The 21938-nt window shown below is 55.1% G+C and carries 20 protein-coding genes; 6 read left to right on the top strand and 14 right to left on the bottom strand.

Annotation, left to right across the window (positions count from 1 at the left end):
• Positions 1 to 350: 350 nt before the first annotated feature.
• The 5 genes from ACLD72_RS13860 to ACLD72_RS13840 all read right to left on the bottom strand — a co-directional run bounded on the left by ACLD72_RS13860 (position 351) and on the right by ACLD72_RS13840 (position 4629).
• Positions 351 to 1556, bottom strand: coding sequence for an MFS transporter (locus tag ACLD72_RS13860; RefSeq protein WP_410995683.1), 1206 nt, complete (start codon positions 1554 to 1556; stop codon positions 351 to 353).
• Between the two features lie 256 nt (positions 1557 to 1812).
• A complete protein-coding gene (locus tag ACLD72_RS13855; RefSeq protein ID WP_410995541.1) occupies positions 1813 to 2796 on the bottom strand; it encodes an ABC transporter substrate-binding protein in 984 nt (327 codons plus the stop codon).
• A gap of 90 nt (positions 2797 to 2886) precedes the next feature.
• A complete protein-coding gene (locus ACLD72_RS13850; RefSeq protein WP_410995542.1) occupies positions 2887 to 3729 on the bottom strand; it encodes a helix-turn-helix domain-containing protein in 843 nt (280 codons plus the stop codon).
• Positions 3730 to 3939: 210 nt separating this feature from the next.
• A complete protein-coding gene (locus ACLD72_RS13845; RefSeq protein WP_410995543.1) occupies positions 3940 to 4122 on the bottom strand; it encodes a DUF2524 domain-containing protein in 183 nt (60 codons plus the stop codon).
• Between the two features lie 84 nt (positions 4123 to 4206).
• A complete protein-coding gene (locus ACLD72_RS13840) occupies positions 4207 to 4629 on the bottom strand; it encodes a MarR family winged helix-turn-helix transcriptional regulator (protein WP_458475816.1) in 423 nt (140 codons plus the stop codon).
• 368 nt (positions 4630 to 4997) lie between these two features.
• On the opposite strand from ACLD72_RS13840, the gene ACLD72_RS13835 reads away from it, so the two are divergent.
• Complete coding sequence (locus tag ACLD72_RS13835) at positions 4998 to 5492, top strand: glutathione peroxidase (RefSeq protein WP_410995545.1); 495 nt, start codon at positions 4998 to 5000, stop codon at positions 5490 to 5492.
• Positions 5493 to 5842: 350 nt separating this feature from the next.
• Here ACLD72_RS13835 and phnE (ACLD72_RS13830) read toward each other — a convergent pair whose 3' ends face one another.
• From phnE (ACLD72_RS13830) to ACLD72_RS13815, 4 genes are all read right to left on the bottom strand, one after another.
• On the bottom strand, positions 5843 to 6649 hold the full coding sequence (gene phnE, locus ACLD72_RS13830; RefSeq protein WP_410995546.1) for a phosphonate ABC transporter, permease protein PhnE: 807 nt from the start codon (positions 6647 to 6649) through the stop codon (positions 5843 to 5845).
• Entirely contained in the window at positions 6646 to 7461 is an 816-nt protein-coding gene (phnE, locus tag ACLD72_RS13825) for a phosphonate ABC transporter, permease protein PhnE (protein ID WP_410995547.1), read from the bottom strand. Before phnE (ACLD72_RS13825) ends, phnE (ACLD72_RS13830) begins: the two co-directional genes overlap by 4 nt.
• The gene (gene phnC, locus ACLD72_RS13820; protein ID WP_410995548.1) at positions 7461 to 8261 is read right to left on the bottom strand and encodes a phosphonate ABC transporter ATP-binding protein; all 801 of its coding nucleotides are present in this window, start codon (positions 8259 to 8261) and stop codon (positions 7461 to 7463) included. Before phnC ends, phnE (ACLD72_RS13825) begins: the two co-directional genes overlap by 1 nt.
• A gap of 199 nt (positions 8262 to 8460) precedes the next feature.
• Positions 8461 to 9450: a phosphate/phosphite/phosphonate ABC transporter substrate-binding protein gene (locus ACLD72_RS13815; protein ID WP_458475815.1), complete on the bottom strand. Its 990-nt coding sequence runs from the start codon at positions 9448 to 9450 to the stop codon at positions 8461 to 8463.
• Between the two features lie 179 nt (positions 9451 to 9629).
• Between ACLD72_RS13815 and ACLD72_RS13810 the strand changes: the two genes are divergently transcribed.
• Positions 9630 to 11408, top strand: a complete 1779-nt coding sequence (locus ACLD72_RS13810; RefSeq protein WP_458475814.1) for a bifunctional metallophosphatase/5'-nucleotidase — start codon at positions 9630 to 9632, stop codon at positions 11406 to 11408.
• Between the two features lie 14 nt (positions 11409 to 11422).
• Here ACLD72_RS13810 and ACLD72_RS13805 read toward each other — a convergent pair whose 3' ends face one another.
• Positions 11423 to 12373 (bottom strand): hypothetical protein, encoded by a 951-nt coding sequence (locus ACLD72_RS13805; protein ID WP_410995551.1) that lies wholly within the window; start codon positions 12371 to 12373, stop codon positions 11423 to 11425.
• Positions 12374 to 12474: 101 nt separating this feature from the next.
• Here ACLD72_RS13805 and ACLD72_RS13800 point away from each other — a divergent pair, with 101 nt between their 5' ends.
• The 3 genes from ACLD72_RS13800 (at position 12475) to ACLD72_RS13790 (ending at position 14761) form a co-directional block, all read left to right on the top strand.
• Positions 12475 to 13110, top strand: a complete 636-nt coding sequence (locus ACLD72_RS13800) for a class I SAM-dependent methyltransferase (RefSeq protein WP_410995552.1) — start codon at positions 12475 to 12477, stop codon at positions 13108 to 13110.
• A gap of 92 nt (positions 13111 to 13202) precedes the next feature.
• Positions 13203 to 13505: a hypothetical protein gene (locus ACLD72_RS13795; protein WP_410995553.1), complete on the top strand. Its 303-nt coding sequence runs from the start codon at positions 13203 to 13205 to the stop codon at positions 13503 to 13505.
• Positions 13506 to 13714: 209 nt separating this feature from the next.
• Positions 13715 to 14761, top strand: coding sequence for a 2,3-butanediol dehydrogenase (locus ACLD72_RS13790; RefSeq protein WP_410995554.1), 1047 nt, complete (start codon positions 13715 to 13717; stop codon positions 14759 to 14761).
• Between the two features lie 475 nt (positions 14762 to 15236).
• Here ACLD72_RS13790 and ACLD72_RS13785 read toward each other — a convergent pair whose 3' ends face one another.
• The 4 genes from ACLD72_RS13785 to ACLD72_RS13770 all read right to left on the bottom strand — a co-directional run bounded on the left by ACLD72_RS13785 (position 15237) and on the right by ACLD72_RS13770 (position 18963).
• Positions 15237 to 15830, bottom strand: a complete 594-nt coding sequence (locus ACLD72_RS13785; protein WP_410995555.1) for a YkoP family protein — start codon at positions 15828 to 15830, stop codon at positions 15237 to 15239.
• 35 nt (positions 15831 to 15865) lie between these two features.
• Positions 15866 to 16402, bottom strand: a complete 537-nt coding sequence (locus ACLD72_RS13780; RefSeq protein ID WP_410995556.1) for a phosphatase PAP2 family protein — start codon at positions 16400 to 16402, stop codon at positions 15866 to 15868.
• A gap of 138 nt (positions 16403 to 16540) precedes the next feature.
• Positions 16541 to 17755 carry an MFS transporter gene (locus tag ACLD72_RS13775; RefSeq protein WP_410995557.1) on the bottom strand — a complete coding sequence of 405 codons (1215 nt, stop codon included), beginning with the start codon at positions 17753 to 17755 and terminating at the stop codon, positions 16541 to 16543.
• 74 nt (positions 17756 to 17829) lie between these two features.
• The gene (locus ACLD72_RS13770) at positions 17830 to 18963 is read right to left on the bottom strand and encodes an MGDG synthase family glycosyltransferase (RefSeq protein WP_410995558.1); all 1134 of its coding nucleotides are present in this window, start codon (positions 18961 to 18963) and stop codon (positions 17830 to 17832) included.
• A 390-nt stretch (positions 18964 to 19353) separates the two neighbouring features.
• On the opposite strand from ACLD72_RS13770, the gene ACLD72_RS13765 reads away from it, so the two are divergent.
• Positions 19354 to 21924, top strand: coding sequence for a DUF2339 domain-containing protein (locus ACLD72_RS13765; protein ID WP_410995559.1), 2571 nt, complete (start codon positions 19354 to 19356; stop codon positions 21922 to 21924).
• Positions 21925 to 21938: the final 14 nt, after the last annotated feature.

The raw sequence follows: 21938 nt of genomic DNA, 5'->3' as shown, positions 1-21938 counted from the left end.
GTTCATCAGACGCCCCGGCGGCCTTCAGCTTCAAAATAACGGTACTTTATGTACTTATCACCAGGAATCTGACTTGTTTATCCTCATTAGCGGCATTTTATGTACTTATTTTCCCAAGAATGGTCCAGAACGCGGGTATTTCCTTACGACTGGGGAAAATAGCGACATAAATTGCTCCTATCTCTCCCAAATGGATGGACATCGCCGGAATAACGCCATTTTTTGTTCTTATTTTTTCACTGGGTTTTTCACTGGATTTTTCACTGGAGTGGCTCTCAGGCAACCCGGATTTCCACAGGTTTCCTCGCGGGCGTAATTTCTGCTCAGCGCATTTTTATCTTGGCGCAATGTTACAGCAGTTCCTTCCGCTTCCGCAAATGTGCGAACAATATGGCGGCGGCCAGGGCGCACAGCAGCGCACATACGCCGATAAAGGCGTATCCGGCCTGGAGGCCGCGCAGCAAGCCGAGCTCCGGGTCGCTGGCGTTCGCAAACAGCTTTTTAATGCCATCGGTGATGGCGCCGATCAAGTAATTGCCGATCACGCTGCCCACCCCCATCAGCGTCACGATAAAGGTGATGGCCGAGTCGCTGCCGGAGCGGTACTTTTGGGCGATCAGGGCCATCACGGTCGGGTAAATCGGGGCGATCCCGATCCCGGCGGCGGCGAACAGGAACGCTCCGGGCTCGCCGGCCCAGATGGCGGCCAGGGTGCATAGCCCGGAAAAGCCGGAGAATAGGATCAGCGACAGGGTGAAGCCGATTTTATCCGTGACCGGTCCAAGCAGTAGACGCGCGAACGTGAAGCATACGAAAAATGCAGACAGCATGCCCGAGGCACTGGAGGTGTTCCAGTGGTAGGCTTTTTCCAGAAAGTTAACCAGCCAGCCGCCGACGGCCATTTCGGAAATGACGCCAAACGATAAGACGAGCACGATCAGCCAGATTGCGGGATCCCGCATCAGTTGCGTTATGGGCACACGCTCGTCGCCGTGCTCATCCTCCCCCGGGAACCGGCTCAAAAACGCCGGAATCATCGGGATGACCGACAGCGACAACATGATCAAATACATGCCGCGCCAATCTAGCGTATAGCCGCCGATCGTCACGCTCATCAGCCCGGAGGCGATCATCGGCGCCACAATTGAACTTAGCCCGTAAAAGAAATGGGCCAGATTCATCATCGTCCCCGTATTTCCGACGAAAATGCGCGCTGCCAGGATGGCGAGCGCGATTTCCAGCATGCCGTTGCCGACGTACATAAAAAAGTAGGACCCGCTTAAGGCCGGGTAGGTGCGGGAAGCGAATATGAGCACGCCGGAGGCGGCCATCGATCCGAAGGCGAGCAGGGTGACCGCTTTTGCTCCCCATTTACGCGCCAGGTAGGCGGTAAACGAGCAGGCCAGCAAATAGCCAAGCGAATTGAGGGACAGCAACGTCCCGACCTGCATCTCGTCGATGCCAAAGTCGGTTTGGATGCGCGGAATCGCGGGCCCTTTAATGTTTTCGGAAAAGCCAAAAATCAAAAAGCCGACAAACACCGTTGCCAGCTGCAAATAATAATTCCGCTTGGCGAAGCGTGGTTTGGCTTTAGCGCGGTTTGCTTCCGCAGGTGTTGTTTCCGCGCCTTGTGCCGTTGTATCAGACTGCGCTTTCAAAAGTGATGCCCTCCCGATGTCGATCCGACAAATAGTGTTATGCATAAGATCATATGCGAACAGAAGAATCGTAGCACACTTTTGGGCGGGCAGCCATATAACAAAACTCCCCTTCTATATAACATTCCGGAAGAGAAGGGGATTTTGGTACTGCTTATTTTTGTATAATTTGCTCCATGACGTCCAGCCCTTTGGATTGGCCCATGGCCAGCGGCCCGACGATTTCCGTGTCGATAACGTAAAGGTTGCCGTTTTTGACGGCCTTCAGCTGATTCCACACCGGGTTTTTGCCCAGTTCATCAAGTGAAAGCTCTGCCGAACCGGTAAAATCCTCGCCGAGAAAAATATAATCCGGATCGATCGCGGCCACGCCTTCCAGGCTGATTTCGCTCCAATCCTGCATGTCCGGGAATTTGGCGAAGCCCAGACGCTCGTAATACGGCTCCATCCGCACGCCGCCGTAGTAATAGAACCCTTTGCCCCAAGTCATCATGAACATCGCGGTCTTCCCTTTTACCCCAGACTTGTCCATATTGGCGGCCAACGCATCCAACTTGGCGTTATAGTCAGCAATATATTGCTCCGCTTTCTCCTCTTCGCCGAGAACCGCGGCCACTTTCGTAATCGTATCCTGCCAGTTCTCGGATTGGTGGATGAGAATCGTAGGGGCGATTTGGGACAACTGGCCGTAGTTTTTCAGATCGTCCTCCCAAGCGATAATCACGTCAGGGTCCAGCGCCAAAATGCTCTCCAAATTGGCCGTGTCGCCCAGGTCGGCGATTTCCCCCTGCTTGGTAAAGCTATCGTATACCGGGAAATTTTGCAGCGACTTCAGGCCGACCACGCCGGCCACCGTATCCTGCTCCCCGATGGCGAAAAGATGCTCCGCATACGGGAAGTAGGTGATGGCGACTTTTTTCGGTTTTTCCTCCAGCACGGTCTCTCCCTTGTCATGATGTATCGTGATCGGGAACTTGGCTCCCGTATTAGCTCCGCCCTGGCTGGAGTTTTGCGCGGCGGTGCTGTCGTTTCCGTTCGGCGGGGTGGAAGCGGATGGCGTTCCGCAGGCTGCCGTGGCGACGATGAATAGGATGGCGATGATGGGCAGGACGCCCCAGCGTTTAAAGGATGCAAGCATCGGTTTTCCCCCACTTCGTTCTGTTGATAATGATTTTCATTTTCAGATCACATTATAATGAACGATTCAAGGGTTTGAAATAGACAATTGTCAAAAGGCAGGTGGATTATTTCCGCTTTGGGAACGGAATTCGCTAGGGGGACAGCCGGTATGCTTTCTGAATAACCTGCTGAAATAATGGGCGTCTCCATAACCGACGCTTTCGGCTATCTCGCTGACGCTGCAGCGGGTGGCGGCGAGCAGTTGGCGGGCCCGGCTCATGCGGTGCTGGATTACATAATCGATGGGAAACATGCCCGCGTATTTGCGGAACGCGTATGCGAATTTTTTGACGTCCATTTCGTATAATCCGGCTAAGGTTTTCAGATTGAGCGGCTCCATATAATGCTCATGGATGTAGCCCAGGGCATGCTCGATCATGTTTCGGCTTCCGGCGTTCAAACGGCTGCGGGCACAGCTTAGCATCTCATAAACCGTCCCGTAAAAAAGTTCCTTGGACCTGACGGCCTGCAAAGGGCCGGGGGTCGTCATGGAGGTTTGCAGCAGCCGCAGCAATTCCATGATCCGGGGTTGTTCACCGGTATCCAGCATATAATGGGTCCGCGTATAAGCAGCGGGGCTGCCCGCCGGTGAATCCAGCGTGTAATGAATAAGAGCGTAGTCGAATCCGCCGGGTCCAACCTCGACCTGCAATGCCATGCCCTTGGGGCCGTGGACGATCAGGCCGGGCTGCAGTTCGTAAGACGTGTCGTCAAAGGTAAAGACGGCCTGTCCACGCAGGGCGAAAACCAGGCCAGCGTACGGCGTCGGGCGGGACCTGGTATGGCCCTTGTAGATGCCGGACTGCAATTGGGTGAGATACACCCCATGCAGGGAGAGCTCTCCTGCGGCAAATTGCTTCGCTAGTTCGTTGAGGTCCACGACCGTCGTCACCTACTTCCTCAAAAATGTGGGTGGCTGCAGCTCTATTTTACCGGAGGAACGGGACTTAAGAAAGGAATGAAACCTGCAAATTTATCCATCATAGGAGCGCTTCGTTTGGGAGTAAATAGCATTGCTGTGCGGATGATGCGGGGAAACTATAGGAAACACCCGCTTGCCGCTGGTATATCAAGGGCGAAGCGGGTTTTTTTTTGAGTACGGCTAGTGGTTAATATCGCATTTGTTCATAATGAACGCAATTTGATTTTCAATCCGGCTGATCTGCTCTTGCGTATGTGGATCGCCTGCACCCGAGCCGCGCAGCTTGGCGAGCTCTTGTTTTAATTGATGGAGATCTTCTCCCGCATGGGCGCAGTCGTAGTTGCTTTCGAGATTTTCCAGCATCAGCGAACCTCCTCCATTTTCTCCGGGGGGACTTCAGGCGGCCCTCCTATGGCTACTTTCCTATTATGGAGGATATGACCGAACTTATTCAGCCGCTCCGATTTTACGCAGAAAGTCGTTAATATGCTGGTGCATCTCCACGATTTCTTCTTTCGTAACCTTGGTGCCTTCGTAAAGCTTAAGCGGCACCTGCGCGGCTTGCTCTTGCAGAGCTCGCCCCCGCTCGGTCAACGCGATGATGACGTTGCGTTCATCCGCCTTATCCCGCGTTCTTGTGATCAGTTCCATATTCTCCAGCTTCTTGAGCAGCGGCGTCAGGGTTCCCGAGTCGAGAAACAGCTTCGCTCCCAGATCTTTGACGGTAACGTTGTCCTGTTCCCACAAAGAGAGAAGCGTAATGTACTGCGTGTAAGTGAGTCCGAATTCGGCCAGCAGCGGGCGGTACAGCTTCATGATCTCCCGGGAGCATGTATAAAAAGCAAAACAGAGCTGATTGTCCAATTTCATCCATTCATGCGGCTGCATGAGAGTATCACCTGCCATTGAATTGTATGCAATTTTATTCGCGTAATTATAGCACCCGAGGGTGCGGCAAGTCAAAACGGCCGGCGGGCGGAAGGCTCGAACGGTTCGGACGGCTCGGATGGCTCGAATGGTAAGGGGGCTAGGCAGGGTGTAGTTTTCCGAATGCTTCGTCCTTCATGAACTACTGTAGACTGGTCCCCAGTGAAGACTTTACCGGAGATAGCCGTCACACTCACACAGGTCGGCTGAGACACGGATTAAAACGGGCAAGAGGGTGTCATTTGACACCTCCAATTAAATTGTATACAATTTAATTATATCATACTTGTAAAAAATGGAGGAGATTCATCATGTCCCTATACGAAATAGAGGTTAAAACGATCAAGGGCGAGGTGCAGACGCTGGAGCCTTATCGCGGGCAGGTGCTGCTCATCGTCAATACGGCCACCAAATGCGGGTTTGCTCCGCAATTCAAAGGACTCCAAAAGCTGCATAACACTTACAAGGATCAAGGTTTTGCCGTGCTTGGCTTTCCCTGCGGGCAATTCGCCAACCAAGAGCTGGCCACCGATGAGGAAGTTGCTCAGTCGTGCGAGCTGAATTTCGGCGTCTCGTTCCCGCTCTTCGCCAAAATCGACGTCAACGGCAAAAATGCACATCCTTTGTTCCGCCAGTTGGTGAACGAAGCGCCCGGCCTGCTCGGTTCCAAAGCGATCAAATGGAACTTCACGAAGTTCCTGGTCGACCGCAGCGGCAAGGTTGTAAAGCGGTTTGCCCCTGCGGAGGAGCCGGAGAAAATCGAAGGCCATATCCGCGAGCTGCTTGGCGCTGGGGTGCAGGCGTAAGCAGGGATAGTAAAACCTCCACTTTTCAGGGTGGAGGTTTTACTGCGTCTGCACCTGATTGGAAAAAATCCAATAGATGGGCGGAAATCGAACGCCATTTCGGGCTCTCATTGGAAAATATCCAATAGAATTCGCTCAAATTGCCCGTTTTACGCCCTCCCGAACCTCATCTGTTGGAAATATCCAATCAAGCTTTTGTATTTGCCAGGGAAATTCCAATTCTATTGGATATTTCCAATCTGATACTAGTCTGATTGCCGGTCTAACTCCAAATTAAATCCAAACTGACTAACTCGCAATTCTACCCCCCCAACTAACTCCCCAACTAATATCCAATCTGCCCCGGGCCGTTACACCAGTTTTTTGCGCAGGGCACCGGAGATTAGGTCGATGATCGTGATCATCACGATAATGCCGAGCATAATAATACCGACGCGATCCCAGTCGCGCGAGCTGAGGGCGAAAATCAGCGGAGTGCCGATGCCCCCGGCGCCGATCATCCCCAGAATGGTGGCGGAGCGGAGGTTGATCTCGAACCGGTACAGCGTATACGACAAGAACCCAGGCAGCACCTGGGGCAGCACGGCGAACCAGAGGACTTGCAGGCGGCTCGCTCCGGCCGCGATCAGTGCTTCGGTCGGCCCGTGATCCATGTTTTCAATCTCATCGGCGAACAGCTTGCCGAGCATCCCGACCGAGTGCAGCCCAAGAGCCAGCACGCCGGCGAAGGAGCCGGGGCCCACCGCCTTGATGAACAACAGCGCCATGACGATTTCCGGAAAAGTCCGGACAAAGCTCAGCAGCATTTTGCCCGGACCGGAAATCCAGCGCGTGCGGCTCATGTTGGCCGCCGCCCAAAAGGCAAACGGAAAGCAAACGACGGTGGAAATCACCGTGCCCAAAATGGAGATCGCCAGCGTATCGAGCAGCCCCCGCAGCAAGTCCTCACCTTCCGGCAAATAGACGTAACCCCAATCCGGCGAGAACAGACCGGCAAAAATCGACTTCGTAATCTGGCCGGCGGTTTCCTTAATGCCGTCAAAAGGAATGCCGGCAAAAGCCCAAATATAAACGAGGACAAGCAAAACGTAAATTAGCCAGCGGTAGCGGCTTTTTTTCGGTTTGGCCACTTTTTCGCGCCATGTATTCGTCGTCATAACAATTTCTCCCGCACTTTCGCACTTAAATAGTCAATGATCAACACGACCGCCAGCGTAAACAGGATGATCATGCATGTTTTGTCATATTCCAGAAAACCTAATGTTACCTCGTAATAATGCCCGATACCCCCGGCGCCGACCAGGCCGAGTACCGCCGCCGCGCGTACGTTGATTTCAAAGGCATACAGCACGTAGGAGATGAAATGCGCCTGAATTTGCGGAACGACGCCAAAAATAATGCGCTGCGCCGGCGTGGCCCCCACGGCCGTCATCGCCTCCAGCGGCCCGCGGTCGATCGTCTCCAGCGCTTCGTACACCAGTTTGGCGATCAGGCCAAGCGAGAAAACGGTCAGCGCCAGGATGCCGGCAAACGGACCGAGGCCAAAGATGGCCACGAAGATGGCAGCCAGCAGCAGGTCGGGAATCGTCCGCACCAGGTTAAGCATGAAGCGGACGGGCTGGCGGATCCAGGCGCTTGGGGTCAGATTGCCGGCGCACAGCAGCGCAACCGGGACGGCGAGAATAGCGCCGAAGGTGGTGCTGATCAGCGCCATGCGGATCGTCTCCAGCATCGCCGGCACGATGTTGTCAAAGTAGCTCCACTTCGGCGGGAACATTTCCCGCAGCAGGTCGAGCATGTTGGGGGCCCCTTTGACGAGCTCGCCGAGCGTCGCTTCCGTTTTCACTGCGCTGCCCCATAGCAGCAAAATGATGATTACGGCCGTCAAATAATGCTTCAGCTTACTTGGGGCCTTCGGGCGGCCTGCGAGCGCGGCAGCTTGGGGTTGCCGGTTTGCGTTCGTATTCATCAGGCCCGCGCCTCCAATACCGCTTCGGACGGAAGCTGGCTGGCGAGCAGCTCTTCCCGGTCGATCGGCCGGCCGTAAATTTCCGCAAACCGCGCGTCGGTCGCCTCCGACACCGGGCCGTCGAAGACGACCCGGCCTGCTCTTAAGCCGATGATGCGGGTCGCGTACTGGCGGGCCAAGTCGATAAAATGCAGATTGACGATCGTGGTGATGCCGAGCTCGAGATTGATGCGCTTCAGATCGTCCATCACCTGTTTGGTCGTCAGCGGGTCAAGCGAGGCCACCGGTTCGTCGGCCAAGACGATTTTCGCCTCCTGCGCGAGCACGCGGGCGATCGCCACCCGCTGCTGTTGTCCGCCGGACAGCTCATCGGCCCGGGCGTACGCTTTTTCCACGATGTTTACCCGATCCAGCGCTTCAAAGGCCAGCTCGATATCCTCCTTTGGAAACAGGCCGAGCAGCGTGCGTAAAGTGGAGTGGTAGCCCACCCTCCCGGCCAGGACGTTGCGCAGCACGGTGGAACGTTTGACGAGGTTGAAGCTCTGAAAAATCATGCCGATGTCGCGGCGGATCGTCCGCAGCTCTTTGCCTGCGGCCTTTGTGATCGATTTGCCGCCGATGAGGATATCACCTTCGGAAATGTCGTGCAGCCGGTTGATGGAGCGGAGGAGCGTCGATTTCCCGGCGCCGGACAGCCCGACGACAGCCACGAACTCGCCCTTTTCAATCGTCAGGTTGATATTGTCGAGCCCTTTGGTGCCGTTCGAATAATTTTTGGATACATTGCGAAGTTCTATCACGTGAGAATCATCCTTTAACTAAATTATCTAAAAAAACGCATAGCCAGCACGGTGCCCGGAGGGGGCACCGACTGGCTTGCACATTGGCTTGGAGACTTGATTGTTGTTGGTTGATGGAAACTTGATTGCGGCCGGCTTGCCGGTCCGCTATTTTTTCCGAAAGGGGATGCCGCAGCGATTGCTACGGCGGTATCTTAAACTACTCGGTTTTTACTTTTTCATTGTACTTGCGGACGATGTCGAACACGCTGTCGTTGGATTCAACGTAGCCTTCATGCGTGTAAATGTCGGCGATGATTTTGTGGCCTTCGGTGTCTTTGCCGATATCGATGAAGGCGTCCTTCAGCTTTTGCACCCATTCGGCGCTCATGTCGGAACGGACGGAAATCGTGTCGTTCGGAATCGGCTCCGTAAAGGCCAGCACGCGGGTGTCTTCAAACACGGTCGGATAGTCCTTTTTCACGGTGTTGCGTGCATCCTGGAAGATCGCGGCGGCGTCCACGTCCCCGTTCAGGACGGCGATCACGCCTTGGTCATGGCCTTTGACCGTGATCGGCTCCACGTCGGACAGCGGGTCGAGACCGGCATCCTGCAGAGCTGCCGCCGGCCATACGTATCCGGCCGAGGAGGTCACGTTTTGGTAAGCGATTTTTTTGCCTTTCAGATCGGCGAGCGTCTTGATGGCAGAGTCTTTTTTCACGATAATCATCGATTTGTAGAAATCAACAAGTTCATTCGTAGGGGCTCCGGTGGCGTCGTCAACCCCGTAACGCTGTGCCTGCAAAATAACTTCCGCGGCGCCTTTTTCCTTCGCCAGCACGTAAGCGGTCGGAGGAAGGAAACCAACGTCGACCTGTTTGGAAGCCATCGCCTCAATGATCGTGTTGTAGTCGGTCGACACGCTGACTTTTACCGGAATGCCGAGACGGTCGGACAGCAGTTTTTCGAGCGGCTTAGCCTTGGCTTCCAGCGTATCGGCGTTTTGCGAAGGCACGAACTGCACGGTTAGCGTCTCCGGAACATAACCGGTGTCGGCGGGTTTCGCGGTGCTATCCGTCTGGGTATTTCCGCCGGCAGCTGCGGAGTTGGCCGATCCGCTACCGTCCGCGGAGGCGTTTCCGCTGGTGTTCGCCGGGGCGTTGCTGCCGCAGCCGCTGATGAGGGCAACCGTAAACAATAATGGCAACATAAACTTGGCAAGATTTTTCAAACGTATGACCTCCACACATTCTATTTTTTTTCGATTCCTTGTTTAATATATAAGAGGTTTATTAACGGTCCGTTAGGGGATAGGCCGAGTTTTGTAAATTTTTGAGCGACAATTTTTAACATTGCCCTAAAAATAGCTTGCTAGAATGGATCACGTGCATGAGTTGGCTGGTGCTGGATCATATGCGCAAAAGGGAAAATTTCGAAAAAGGATGGACGCAAATGATGAGCAAGCATATGGAGTGGCGGCAGATAGATGGGGAAACGAGGCCGGATGCCGGGGCGGACTTGCCGCAGGCCGGCAAAATGGAGGGGAGCAATGCGGAGGACTGCCAAAAGGGCAGCCTGGGTGACGATACGGTTTGCGAAGCGGCCTGCGAAATTCTCGTCACAAGCGATGTGCACGGGCATATTTATCCGACCGATTACCGGACGCACGAGGAGCTTCCCCTAGGCCTGGCCAAGCTGGCGGCGATGATCCGCCGGGAACGGGAGCGGACGCCGGACCTGCTGCTGGTGGATAACGGGGATGTCATTCAGGGAACGCCGCTTTGTTCTTTTTATGTAAAACAACGTCAGGAAAAGATGCATCCGGCGGTAACCGTTATGAACGAGCTGGGTTATGATGCGGCGATCCCGGGAAATCATGAATTCAATTACGGGCCGCAGATGTTGCGCCGGGTGATGGAGGATTCGCGGTTTCCCTGGATGTCGGCGGGGATTGTGGACGCGGAACAAGGGCAGCCGGCCTTCGGCCAGCCTTATTTCGTCAGAACGACCGAGGCTGGCGTCAAAGTCGCCGTCTTGGGCGTGACGACGCACTATATCCCGCATTGGGAAAATCCGCGGCATATCGAAGGCTGGGAATTCCGGGACGCGCTGGAGACGGTAAAAACCTGGGTGCCGCGCATCCGCGAACAGGAGCGGCCGGATCTGATGGTGGTCGCTTATCATGGCGGCTTCGAACGGGACTTGCTTACCGGGGAGCCGGCCGAGCGGCTGACCGGGGAAAACCAGGGGTACGCGATGTGCCTGGAAGTGCCGGGGATCGATGTGCTGATTACCGGGCACCAGCACCGCTTGATCGCGGCGGAGGCCGGCGGGGTTACGGTGATTCAGCCGGGCTCGGGCGGACAGGCGCTGGGGAAAATCTCCGTACGTTTCCATAAAAATATAGACGGGGCATGGACGATTCAGGAAAAAAAGGCGGAGCTGCTGACCCCGGATGAAACGATACCAGCCGACGGCAGGGTGTTGGATTTGGTCCGCGGACTTGAAGCGGAAACTCAAACCTGGCTGGATCAGCCGATTGGGGAGGTTAGCGGGGATATGGAAATCCCCAGCCCGTTTGCCTGCCGGCTGGCGGATCATCCTTTTATGGAATTCGTGAACAAGGTGCAGATGGAGGCTGCCGGGGTGAGGGTGTCGAACGCGGCTTTGCTCAGCAATGCCTCGAAAGGTTTTCGCGGGAGCATTACGATGCGTGATGTGCTGACCAACTTCATGTATCCGAATACCTTGGCCGTGTTGCGGCTTAAGGGGGAGGATATCCGGGAGGCTCTGGAGCAGACGGCAAATTATTTCATCGTCAAGGAAAGCGGGGAAATCGCCGTGAATCCGGCTTACGTGGAGCCTAAAGCGCAGCATTACAACTACGATATGTGGGAGGGCATCGAGTACGTGCTGGACGTATCCCGGCCCCCTGGCCGGCGCGTCGTGCTGTTGACTTACGGCGGCGAACCCTTGCGGGCCGACGCGGAGGTCGATGTGGTGATGAACAACTACCGCGCTGGCGGGGGAGGGGATTACGACATGTACCGGGGCAAACCGGTGGTCAAAGAAATCCAGATTGACATGGCCGAACTCGTGGCGGAATATATCCGGGAGCGCGGTACCATCACGGCAACCTGCAACCATAATTGGCAGGTCACCCGCTAACGGCCAATCAGCGCCTACTCATCCAGGCCGGGGCTAAACGGAGCAAAATCGGATAATTTTTCCGTGCTCAGCGCAGTTATATCCGTAGTCGTGTTTTTTTCAACATCGTACCGGTACAGATGGTATTCGTCGGATGGCTGTTCGCTGATATAGTCTACGATGCTGCCGTCCTTATGCCATAATGCATATGCGGTCGTGATGTAATTTTTATCGCCGCCGACTTTGTGCAGGGAGTTTTCTTCCGGGTCGTACAGCGCCGGGATGGCGCTGCTGGTGTCGCCAAACGACAGCGCCAGCGTATGGCCGTCGGGCGACCAGTTATAAGCATGGACCGTTTCGACGACCGGCTGGCCATATTCCTTTTGCATGGAGCCGATTTCGGCGTTGATGTCGATTTGTTTGCCGCTTTCGAGGTTCACCGCAATCAATTTATCTCCGACATTACTATAAAACAGGTTTATGGCCAAATACCGGTCATCGGCGGACAGAGCCAGCGAACGAATCTCCTTTGGGTCCGGATCGAACTTAACGGTATAGCTCTTCTGGCCTTCCGTTTTGACGGCTATGGAAGCGATAACGGGGGTTCCGAACTCCCCTTTCTTTTTGTCCGCCGTAAGGGTGACAGCGCCGGCTGTCCAAGTGAGTTTGCTGTCATCTTCGCTAAGTTTCGCGGCTAAATCACGGGCATAATAAACGGATAAGTCGACCGGACTGCCTTGATTGCTTGGACTGCTGAGGTCGCCTTGGCCGTTTTGGCTGTTTTGGCCGGTCTGATCGCTCGGATTGCCGCTTGTATTGGCGCTTTGGTTTTCCGGTTGCTTTGCGCCGTTTTCCCCTGTGGAATTTGTAGTTTGACCTGGCGTTTGTGATTCGCTTGATACGCTCCCGGGGGTGTTCGTATTTCCGCAGCCGGCAATGGCCGCGCAAACCAAACCTAATAATAGGACCATGGTCATTCGTTTCATGTTGCAGCTCCTTTGGGTTTTGAATAAAAACATTTATAATTGTATAACGCAATGAAAAAAGAGGAAGTTACATGAAGTTGAGAAGTTGAGGGGAAATTTTCATGCCTGTGCCGGTTAGCACCGTTCTGTCCGCTTTGTTTCTTTTTTTCGCGCTACTGGTCATGTTGTCCATCGTATATAAAAGCTGGCGAAACGGGATATCGCCGATGCCCGCCTCGGCGGAGGTGCGCAGGGCCGTGGCTGCGGAGCTTAACCGGCTGACCGGGCAGGCAGGTGGCCGGGGGCCAACGAGCGGCTGGATACCGGCAGGTGGTCGAAAGCAGGCGGCCGCCGAACCGGTTGCGCCGGCTTCCGCTTATACTATCGTCGAGGCTGGTTCCGGGTGGGGGACGCTCGCTTTGCATCTCGCCAAAAGCCGCCCGGACTGGCGGATCACCGGCATCGAAAACTCCTGGATTCCTTGGGCGGTTTCCCGTCTGACTTTGCGTTTGAGCGCCTACGGGAATATCGTTTTTGTTCGGGGAGACCTGTATGAATACCGTTACGAACATGCCGATGCAGTAGTCTGTTATCTCTATCCCGGCGCCATGAAGCGGCTTGATCCCCTGCTGCGCCGGCAGCTTCGCACGGGGGCGAGGGTCGTCAGCGTTTGCTTTGCCCTCCCCGGTTGGCAAGCGGAAAGGGTCATCACCTGCCGGGACATGTACCGGACTAAAATTTACATCTATGAGAGGTGAACATCATTAAAAGGAGAGAATAAACCCGATGTGGTGTTTCTGCCATAAACGGCTTAATCAGCCACGAAGACGAATGACGGGAGTTGAACTTGATGAGTGAACGCATGAATGACCAAGCCAATGTACAGGTGAACGAACAGGAGCTAGTCCAGTATATCGCCGCCCGGACGAAGGCGGATACGCAGCAGATCCGGCTGGTGCTGAAGCATGAAGCCGATTATATCGAACGCGCGCATCAAAACGCCAAGGATGAGGTCGAGATCGACGGGGACGAGCTGGTGGATTACGTGCTCCGCCAACGCGATGTCAAGCTGGACGAGCTTGCGGTCGAGTCGATTCTCGATTTGGAGATGGATTATTTGATGGAAAAAGGCCTCGCCGGTTATGTCGATTAGCTTTACGGGGAAAATCCAATCAAACTGCTGCGTCCCCCATTCCATTTTAGTTCTATTGGATATTTCCAAACACAACGTCAGGTTAGGCCGCAGATTTGATTATCAACAAAATAAAATAATATATTTTAATTAATCAACTTTAAAAATATTTAAATTAGGAGTACCCTAGTAGATGGAAGTTCCATAATTCTACTAGGAGATGAGTGCAAGTGAAAGCTTTGAGATGGCATGGTGTCAAGGACTTGAGACTGGAGAACATCGAGGAGCCGAAGCCGGCTAAAGGCGAAGCGAAAATAAAGGTGGAATGGTGCGGCATTTGCGGCAGTGATCTGCATGAATATACGGCGGGGCCGATTTTCATCCCGCTTGAAACCCACCCGCTTAGCGGAGACAAAGCTCCGGTCGTGATGGGGCATGAATTTTCCGGACAGGTGGTGGAAGTTGGCGAAGGGGTGACCCGGGTGGCCGTCGGCGACCGTGTTGTCGTGGAACCGATCTATGCCTGCGGAACCTGCGAGGCTTGTAAACAAGGCAAATACAATCTTTGCGATAAAATGGGCTTTTACGGCCTGGCCGGCGGAGGCGGCGGATTTTCCGAATATACGTCCGTGCCGGAAGGAATGCTGCATAAAATCCCGGATTCGATTTCCTTCGAGCAAGGCGCTCTGGTCGAACCGTCAGCGGTGGCGCTGCATGCGGTGCGCTCCAGCAAACTGAAAGTCGGCGACAAAGCGGCGGTGTTTGGCACAGGGCCTATCGGTTTGCTTGTGATCGAGGCGCTGAAGGCTTCGGGGGCTTCGGAAATCTACGCGGTTGAGCTGTCGGAGGAACGGAAACAGAAAGCCGCGGAGCTGGGAGCGATCGTTATCGATCCGAAGGAATACGATGCCGTTGAGGAAATTCATAAGCGCACGCAGGGCGGAGTGGACGTAGCCTATGAGGTTACAGGGGTTCCGCCGGTGCTAACCCAAGCGATCAACTCCACCAAAATCGGCGGAGAAACAATGATTGTCAGCATTTTCGAAAAAGAAGCTTCGATTCATCCGCAAAACATCGTCCTGAAGGAACGCACCGTGACCGGCATTATCGGGTACCGCGACGTATTTCCGGCAGTGATCAGCCTGATGGCACAAGGTTACTTCCCGGCGGACAAGCTTGTCACCAAACGCATTAAGCTGGATCAAGCCGTTGAGGCAGGCTTTGAAGGGCTGCTCAAAGAGCGGAATCAAGTCAAAATTTTGGTGAAGGCCGAGTAAGAAGGCTTTCCACTGGCGGGGATGGATTATGTCCGGTAAACGGCAACTCCCCGCCATTCAAAATAACCTTGCTTTGGAGATGTTTTTGGGCCAACTTGTTCTTTTTGGAAGGATCAAATGCAAAAATGCATCTTATTGGCCGTTCTTTTCCCGTTCAAGGCGCTTGGCCTGCAAAAGTGCAGTTGAGCAGAGTGAATGTGGAAAAATATGGGTGTTTGGCTAGAGGTGAACTGCACTTTTACATTTCGATAGGCATTTTCGGGGGCCTTCGACATAAATCGCCTGCACTTTTGCATTTCGTCGGGGGCGTACCGTGATGAGGGTCTGCGGCTGATGCGTGGCTGTTTCCCCGAAGATGCGTGGCTGTTTCGCCGAAGATGCACGGTCCAGTTCACAGAAGACGTGTGTCTGACGTCGTGCAGCCGAAATCCAGTCGTAGCGCAGCCTATGTGCCATCCCTCCCCCGGGCTGCCCTCTAAACGGCGGGGTTTTGCCCGGAAAACCGCCGGATCAACGCCGCGCGGGTCATCACCAGCCGCATTGGCACAAGCTTTTCCGCGTGGGGGACGACGCGGCGGCGGTTGCTCGGGTGGAAAACCGCCAGCAGCAGGCGCAGGTACGAAGTCGTCAGCGCGCGGAAGGTGCGGTTTTCCATCTGATACGTTTCAAAGCCCAACCCGTGCGTGATGCCGCGATGCAGTAAAGTTACGCCCTGCAGCGCCTTGACTTGGCTCAGCTGCGGGTTTTTCACCATTTCCGCGCAAATCTGCCGCATGGTGCCCCGCATCAACCGGGCGATCATGAGCGCGACCCGGTTTTCTTCATGGGACTGCAGCAGCTCGAGGATTTTCCGGTTATCCAAATGCAGCTCCCCGATCCAGTCTCCGTCATGGATCCACGTTCCATCCTCGCACAACATACACTTGCCGTGATACTTCGTGATGAACATTTTGCAGATGCCGTATTCCCCCGCATGTTTGGAGCGCAGGCGGCTAAACCCTTCGAATACCTGCTCCCAGCCCATCCAACCCCATTGGATGGCCCGCTTAAAGATCGAAACCGAGCGCATTTTAACTATCTCCTTCCAAAACTAATATTATTAATTCAAACAGTTCCCGCAAACAAAACGACAAGCAGCGCGGTCAGCGATCCGATCAGACCGCCGGCGAGGCAGTCCGAAGGATAATGAACGCCCAGATAAATCCGCGACATGCCGACGATAAACGCAAGCGGCAGCAGGATTTGAGCCAGGCCGGGGGCGGCGAATAAAAACGGGACAGCGGTGGAAAACGCAGCCGTCGTATGCCCGGACGGAAAGGAGTAATCCTTAAGCGGGCGAATCGAGATCCGGGCGCCCTGCAGCGCCGCGTAGGGCCGTGTCCGCTGAAACGTCCTTTTGACCAGGACGGCTGCCAGATGGCTGAGCGCCAGAGCGCACAAGCTTTTCCAACCGGCTTTTTGCCAAGGCCCTACCGCAAACAGGATGACCGAAAGGGTGACGGCAATCGTGAACGCCGCGCTGCCCAAATGGGTGATTCCCTTCAAGACCAGGTCGAGCGCGGGATGGCTAAGCTTATGATTGCACCAGAAAAACAGCCGGTTATCGTATTCGCGCAGCCGCTCATAATAGCGATGCATCATGTAAAACACTCCACTCCCCTGAAAAAATAACGCGTCATTCGTAGTGTGCCGTTTGGGAGATCCCCGCCCGTGCCGGATCTTCCAATGAGCCCGCTATCTACCGGAAGGCCCGGTTTAGCACACGCTTAAACGGATGATTTAATGCTCTTGCCCATAACGTTCCAGCATTTGCCCGGCTTGGTACCGGATCGGCCGTATCCAGTAGAACAGCATAATGCTGAACAACAGCAAAGCGCTGACGCCAACCGTTACCGTTTCCCCGAAACTTTCGGCCACCCATCCGCCTAAAATCGGACCGATGATCACCCCGATTCCTTCAATGCCCGACAAGACTCCCCAGCCGGTCGCTTTTTGCTCGGCGGGGACGAAGTAGGACAGAATGGCGTTCCAGGCGGGAAGCACAGCGGCATAAGCCGCGCCGAAACCCAAGGCGAGCAGCATTGTGCTGAACATCTGCCGGGAATAAATCAGCAGCCCCAGGCAGGCGGCCAAGGCGCCAAAGCCGACGACGAGCAGCCATTTGTGGCCCCATTTGTCGGCCAGGCGGCCCAGGGGGATCAACAGCAGCACCGTCATCAACCCTCCGCCGAGCAGCACGATTGAATACGCCGAATAATCCAGGGCCAGATATTCGGAAGCGAAGCTCGGCAGGACGGGCACCAGCAGCCCGGCGGCCAGCGTCTGCAAAATCATGCCGGGCACAAGCGGCTTCATTTGCACCAGCTTGTTCCGCATTTGGCTCATCTGCTGTTTAAAGGGGATGGCCGCGATCAAGTCCTTGGACCGGAACACGCTGCCCTTCACGGCCGCCAGCGCCCAGCCTCCCGCCCACAGCCCGGCCAAAAGCCAGAACGACACAGAGTAGCTGCGGTCAAGCAGAAAATTAACGGCAACCGGCCCGAGGCCAAGCGACATGAGCCAAATCGTGTATACCGCCCCCATTTGCGAGCCCCGGTGGTCCTCGCGGATTTCCGAGAGGCAGAGCAGCCAGATCGGGGAGACGCCTATCCCGAGCAGCCCGGAGCCGATGATGATCGCCCAGGGAGCGCTGATGCCGAAGGATACGAGCAGCCCAAGCAGACCGAGCAGCAAAAACGCATTCAAGATCAAGCGTGCCGGAAACCGGTCAAGCACATATCCGGCGATAACCTTGATCAGGGTGTCGGCCAAATAGTGGATCGATATCGCCGCTCCCACCGCCGCCAGGGTGATTTGCCGGTCATTGGCATAGGCGGGCAGGAATGAAATCAGAAAAGCGCTGCGGGCCATTTCGGTCAGGAACAAAATAGCGGAGCAATGCAGAAATGAAGGGGGCAGCTTGCTCCAAAAGCCCCTTTGCGCGGAATTTTTCATCTTTTCAAACCCCCATACAATGGAATTGGTTTCGCATGGTTGAACGCCCGGCGGTCAATGGCCGGCTGCCACCGTCAGCCGTTGGCCGTGGCGGGCAGTCCGTGTACCAGCCGCAGCACGTCCTTGACGATCGTGTCGGCGGCATGCCCGGCGGCGAGCGCGTCGCATTGCCGCATCATTTTGTCCCGGGTAGCTTTGGAGTCGAGGATTTCGCTCACCAGCGGGAGGAGCTGCCGTACATTTTTGGCCACCACCGCGGCGCCTTTCCGTTCCAGGTAACGGGCGTTCTCGCGCTCCTGCCCGGAGAACGGCTTGTAAATGACGATCGGCGTGCGGATTTGGATCGCCTCGGATAAGGTGATGCCGCCGGCCTTCGTAATGATGCAGGAGGCGCGCCGCATCCGGTCGTGGACCGCGTCCACGAACCCGAACAGCCGCAGCCGGGAATGCCCGCCGAACCGGCGCTCCAGCTTCCGCCGCAGCTTGTTGTTCCCCCCGCATACGATGTCGATCCGGACATCCGGCAAAGCCAGCAGGCTGGCCGCCAGCCGCTGAATATCCGGCAGAGGCACGAGGGCGCCCATCATGACAAGGATGGAACGGGCAGGCTGCTGCGTACCCTGCGGCTCCGGAAAGGACGGCTCGTAAAACGGTTCCCGCAGCGGAATGCCGCTGACGGTGATCGTTCCCGGCCGTACTCCGCGGCGGATCATTTCCTGCTTCAAGTCACCGGTGGCCACATAAAACCGGTCCGGACGGTTATGCAGCCAGCGGCTATGCAGGCTAAAGTCGGTAACGACGGTAAATAGCGGGATGTGAATGCCATGCTTTTGCAGTTGATGCGAAATTCCCCCGAACGGGAACGTGCTTACGACGGCATCCGCCTTCCGTTCTTTCAGAATGGAGATCAATTTCTTCATCCCAAGCACGCCGGCCCATTTGGCCAGGGCGCTGGTCTCCTCGATATTCCGGGTGGCGTAATACGTCCAGCCGTAATAGTCCAGACCGTAATTGGAGAAAAAAGGGCTGCATATATACAAATAACGGGAAATGGAGTTCATGCCGGGGTGGGCTTCCTGATACAAGTCGAGGATGCTGGCCGATCCGATGCCGAACCGGTTGAAGGCTTGCTGCAGCGTTCGCGCCACTTGAATATGACCGTTCCCGTATCCGGCGGTCAGAATGACGATGCTGATGTCCTGCTTCATGGTTTATACCTACCTTTTTGCCAAAATCGTTCGCTTCTATCCGTTCCGTTATTGCGCTTCGGTATCCAGTATAAGGGAAGCGCCGGGGGGACCGAACTGGCCGCGCGGCGTGATTTCATTCCCGACTTAAGTCCAGTAACGCTCTGGACTGGCCTGTGAACAGGCCGCCAAATCGCCCCGCGCTGAACCACTTCCACTGTATTGTCCCAGTGTTTTCACGGTTTCAACAGAGCGCCTGATCTTTGTTAACATAGGGGCGTCCTGCGGTCGAATCATTGTTTTGAGTCTTTTTGCACTAGCTTGCAATGGAATTTATTAGGTATAATGGGAGGCAGCTTTTTATTAATCTAGTTATTTGGTTGCAGATGAGAATCGGGTTTGGAGGTTGCGATGAAGGAGTTTAGGGATCGCCTGGTTCAACTCCAGGAGGATCAGGCCAGGATGCTGAAAGAGTATCAAGCGTTGATCGCGGAGTATGAATCCTATGATTATATTCGCGAAAACGAAACGCTTCGCCGGCAATACGAGGAGCTCAAGCAGCGGGCTGACGCGCTGGAGGAACAGCTGGGGCGGCTCGATCATGAGAATCGGGAGCTGCGCCAGGCGCTGTCCGAGCAGATGCTGGATGAGAAGCTCGGCTTGCTGGCCTTATCGAGAAAGAAGCTGTACACCTATTTTTCGGAGAAGGTGATCGGCCAGGGGAACCGGCTTGAAAGCTTGGAGACTTTTGCCAAACAAAGAATCGATCATTTGATCCACCAGACGGACAGACAGCTGGACGCCGACCGGGAAGGAATCAAAGCCCGCTTGCAGCAATTTCACGAGGAATTGGAGCAGTGCATGGCGGAGTACCGGAAGCGGCTGCTCGTAGAGGAGCACCACATCCGTCAGGAGACCTGGGCCGGGTACGAGAAGCTCGCCGCGGAAGGCGTCGATGAGGAAACGATGCAGCGCCGCCAGAAACAAAACCGGATCGAAATGAAGATCGGATTGAACTGGATCAACAAAATCGGCATTTTGCTGATTATTCTGGGGGTAGGCGCGGCGTTCAAGTATTCCTATACGACCTGGTTCAGCGGCTATATGAAGGGGCTGGCTTTTTTTCTGCTGGGGGCGCTGATGATCGCGGGCGGGGAATGGCTGTTCCGCAAAAGGAAAAAGATTTTCGCCTTAGGCTTGCTGGGCGGCGGGATTTCGGTGCTGTACGGCTCGGTTTTTTACAGCTACTTTTTATTACATATTATCAGCTTATACGCGGGGTTTGCCGTATGCGTCCTGATCACGGCGGCTGCCGTGTTTCTATCGCTCAGGTACAGGTCGCGGACGATTTGTTCCCTGGGCCTGATCGGCGGTTATCTGCCATTACTATCATACATAAGCGCGTTTGGCCTTGAGGGCGGCGCCGTTTATGCGACTATGGGGTATTTGCTGCTGCTGAACGGCTTGATTCTGCTCGTCTCGTTCCGGAAGCGGTGGCCTGCCGTCACCTATATCAGCTTCCTGCTTCATACGCCGTCCATGATCGCCCTGGCAGCGCTGGCGGAACAGGCTTGGATCGCGATGCTGTACACCGTTTGCCTGTTTTTGATGTATTTGGGGATCACGCTCTGGATTCCGTTTAGGTCCAAATTGAAGCTAAGCTGGTGGGACTTCTCTTTGCTTGCGCTAAATACCATCGTCAGCTGCGGGACCATGTACGGTCTGATCGCAAAAGCGGAGCTCACCGAATTCAGGGGGCTGCTGGCCCTGCTCTTCTGCCTGGTCTACACGGCGTTGGGACGGTTTGCGCAAAAGAAGCTGGCGCAGGAGAAGGCCGCACGCATTCTGTTTTATGCCACGGCGCTGACGTTTGCGGTTCTGATGATCCCGTTCCAGCTCGATGTCCGCTGGGTCACCATGGGCTGGCTTGTCGAGGGGATGGCGCTTGCCGTCTTCGCCGGCCGCAGCCGGTTGAAGCCGCTGGAGCGCGCCGGATGGGGCATTGTGCTGCTCTGTGCAGCCGCGTTCTTCTGGGTGGATTTTATCCGCTATTTATTTGGCGTCGTCCGTCCGGGCGATTTCAATCTGCAGTACAGCTCCGTCTCTTTGGGGCCGCTGCTGTTGATGCTGTATTACGCGCTGCGTTTCAGAAACCCGGAGGAAAACCGCCGTTACCTTGCTTGGGAACACTCGTTTATCTCCTGGGTAAAATACGTCTCGCTGAGCAATTTATGGCTGTATCTCGTTTATGAAGCGGGCTTCGTATACGATCGGCTCGTTCCGGTCTCTATGAGCCACGGAGAGCTGTACAAATGGCTGCTCATCGCGGCGGTAACGATGGTGCTGGCCTATGCCTTAACCAAATTCGCCTTGCTATACGATAAGTTTATAAAAATTTATACCCTGGTCTTGTATTCGCTCAGCTACTTCATTGGTTTCATCGTTACGATGGCGTTGCCTGCGCTGCAGGAAGACGCGGCCCGGAACGGGGCGGCGGAGTACGTTGCACTGATCGTGCTGATCGCCTTTAACATCGTCGTTTTCTTTAGCGGCAAAGACGTGCTGTTTGCGGCGGTGCGCCGCGATTTCCGCAGCACGGAATGGTATCCGGTCATCATGGGGGCGTACCTGTTTGCCGTCCTCACCGCCTTTTTGGCCGTGCAGTTTCAGCTGGGAGACGCCGGTTTATGGTTCAGCCTAGTGTACCTGCTGCTGGCGATCGGTTACATCGTTTACGGTTTCCGCTACAGATACGTGTACATTCGGCGGGTTGGCCTGGGGCTGACGCTGCTGTCTACCGGGAAAATGCTGCTGTACGATCTGTCGTTGTTGACGACGGGCAGCAAAATCCTCGCCTTTTTCGCGTTTGGCGTGGTGTTGCTTGCTATCTCCTATATTTATCAGCGAATCTCCCTCCGGCTGGAGGGCGCGAAGGAAGAAGGAGTTTCGGAGGAAACGACAGTATCAAATTCGGCGGAGTAATTGGTATAATGGGT

This window comes from Paenibacillus lacisediminis (genome assembly GCF_046567315.2).
Note: the sequence above shows the minus strand (reverse complement) of the source record. Positions and strands in the feature narration are given on the sequence as shown.

Excerpts from the sequence above, each read along its gene's own strand:
- ACLD72_RS13810 (WP_458475814.1), top strand. The coding sequence starts at position 9,630 with ATGAGTTGGCTGGTGCTGGATCATATGCGCAAAAGGGAAAATTTCGAA.
- phnE (WP_410995547.1), bottom strand. The coding sequence starts at position 7,461 with ATGAATACGAACGCAAACCGGCAACCCCAAGCTGCCGCGCTCGCAGGC.
- ACLD72_RS13835 (WP_410995545.1), top strand. The coding sequence starts at position 4,998 with ATGTCCCTATACGAAATAGAGGTTAAAACGATCAAGGGCGAGGTGCAG.
- ACLD72_RS13855 (WP_410995541.1), bottom strand. The coding sequence starts at position 2,796 with ATGCTTGCATCCTTTAAACGCTGGGGCGTCCTGCCCATCATCGCCATC.
- ACLD72_RS13795 (WP_410995553.1), top strand. The coding sequence starts at position 13,203 with ATGAGTGAACGCATGAATGACCAAGCCAATGTACAGGTGAACGAACAG.
- ACLD72_RS13800 (WP_410995552.1), top strand. The coding sequence starts at position 12,475 with ATGCCTGTGCCGGTTAGCACCGTTCTGTCCGCTTTGTTTCTTTTTTTC.
- ACLD72_RS13805 (WP_410995551.1), bottom strand. The coding sequence starts at position 12,373 with ATGAAACGAATGACCATGGTCCTATTATTAGGTTTGGTTTGCGCGGCC.
- ACLD72_RS13780 (WP_410995556.1), bottom strand. The coding sequence starts at position 16,402 with ATGATGCATCGCTATTATGAGCGGCTGCGCGAATACGATAACCGGCTG.
- ACLD72_RS13815 (WP_458475815.1), bottom strand. The coding sequence starts at position 9,450 with ATGTTGCCATTATTGTTTACGGTTGCCCTCATCAGCGGCTGCGGCAGC.
- ACLD72_RS13845 (WP_410995543.1), bottom strand. The coding sequence starts at position 4,122 with ATGCTGGAAAATCTCGAAAGCAACTACGACTGCGCCCATGCGGGAGAA.
- ACLD72_RS13765 (WP_410995559.1), top strand. The coding sequence starts at position 19,354 with ATGAAGGAGTTTAGGGATCGCCTGGTTCAACTCCAGGAGGATCAGGCC.
- ACLD72_RS13785 (WP_410995555.1), bottom strand. The coding sequence starts at position 15,830 with ATGCGCTCGGTTTCGATCTTTAAGCGGGCCATCCAATGGGGTTGGATG.
- ACLD72_RS13770 (WP_410995558.1), bottom strand. The coding sequence starts at position 18,963 with ATGAAGCAGGACATCAGCATCGTCATTCTGACCGCCGGATACGGGAAC.
- phnE (WP_410995546.1), bottom strand. The coding sequence starts at position 6,649 with ATGACGACGAATACATGGCGCGAAAAAGTGGCCAAACCGAAAAAAAGC.
- ACLD72_RS13840 (WP_458475816.1), bottom strand. The coding sequence starts at position 4,629 with ATGAAATTGGACAATCAGCTCTGTTTTGCTTTTTATACATGCTCCCGG.
- ACLD72_RS13775 (WP_410995557.1), bottom strand. The coding sequence starts at position 17,755 with ATGAAAAATTCCGCGCAAAGGGGCTTTTGGAGCAAGCTGCCCCCTTCA.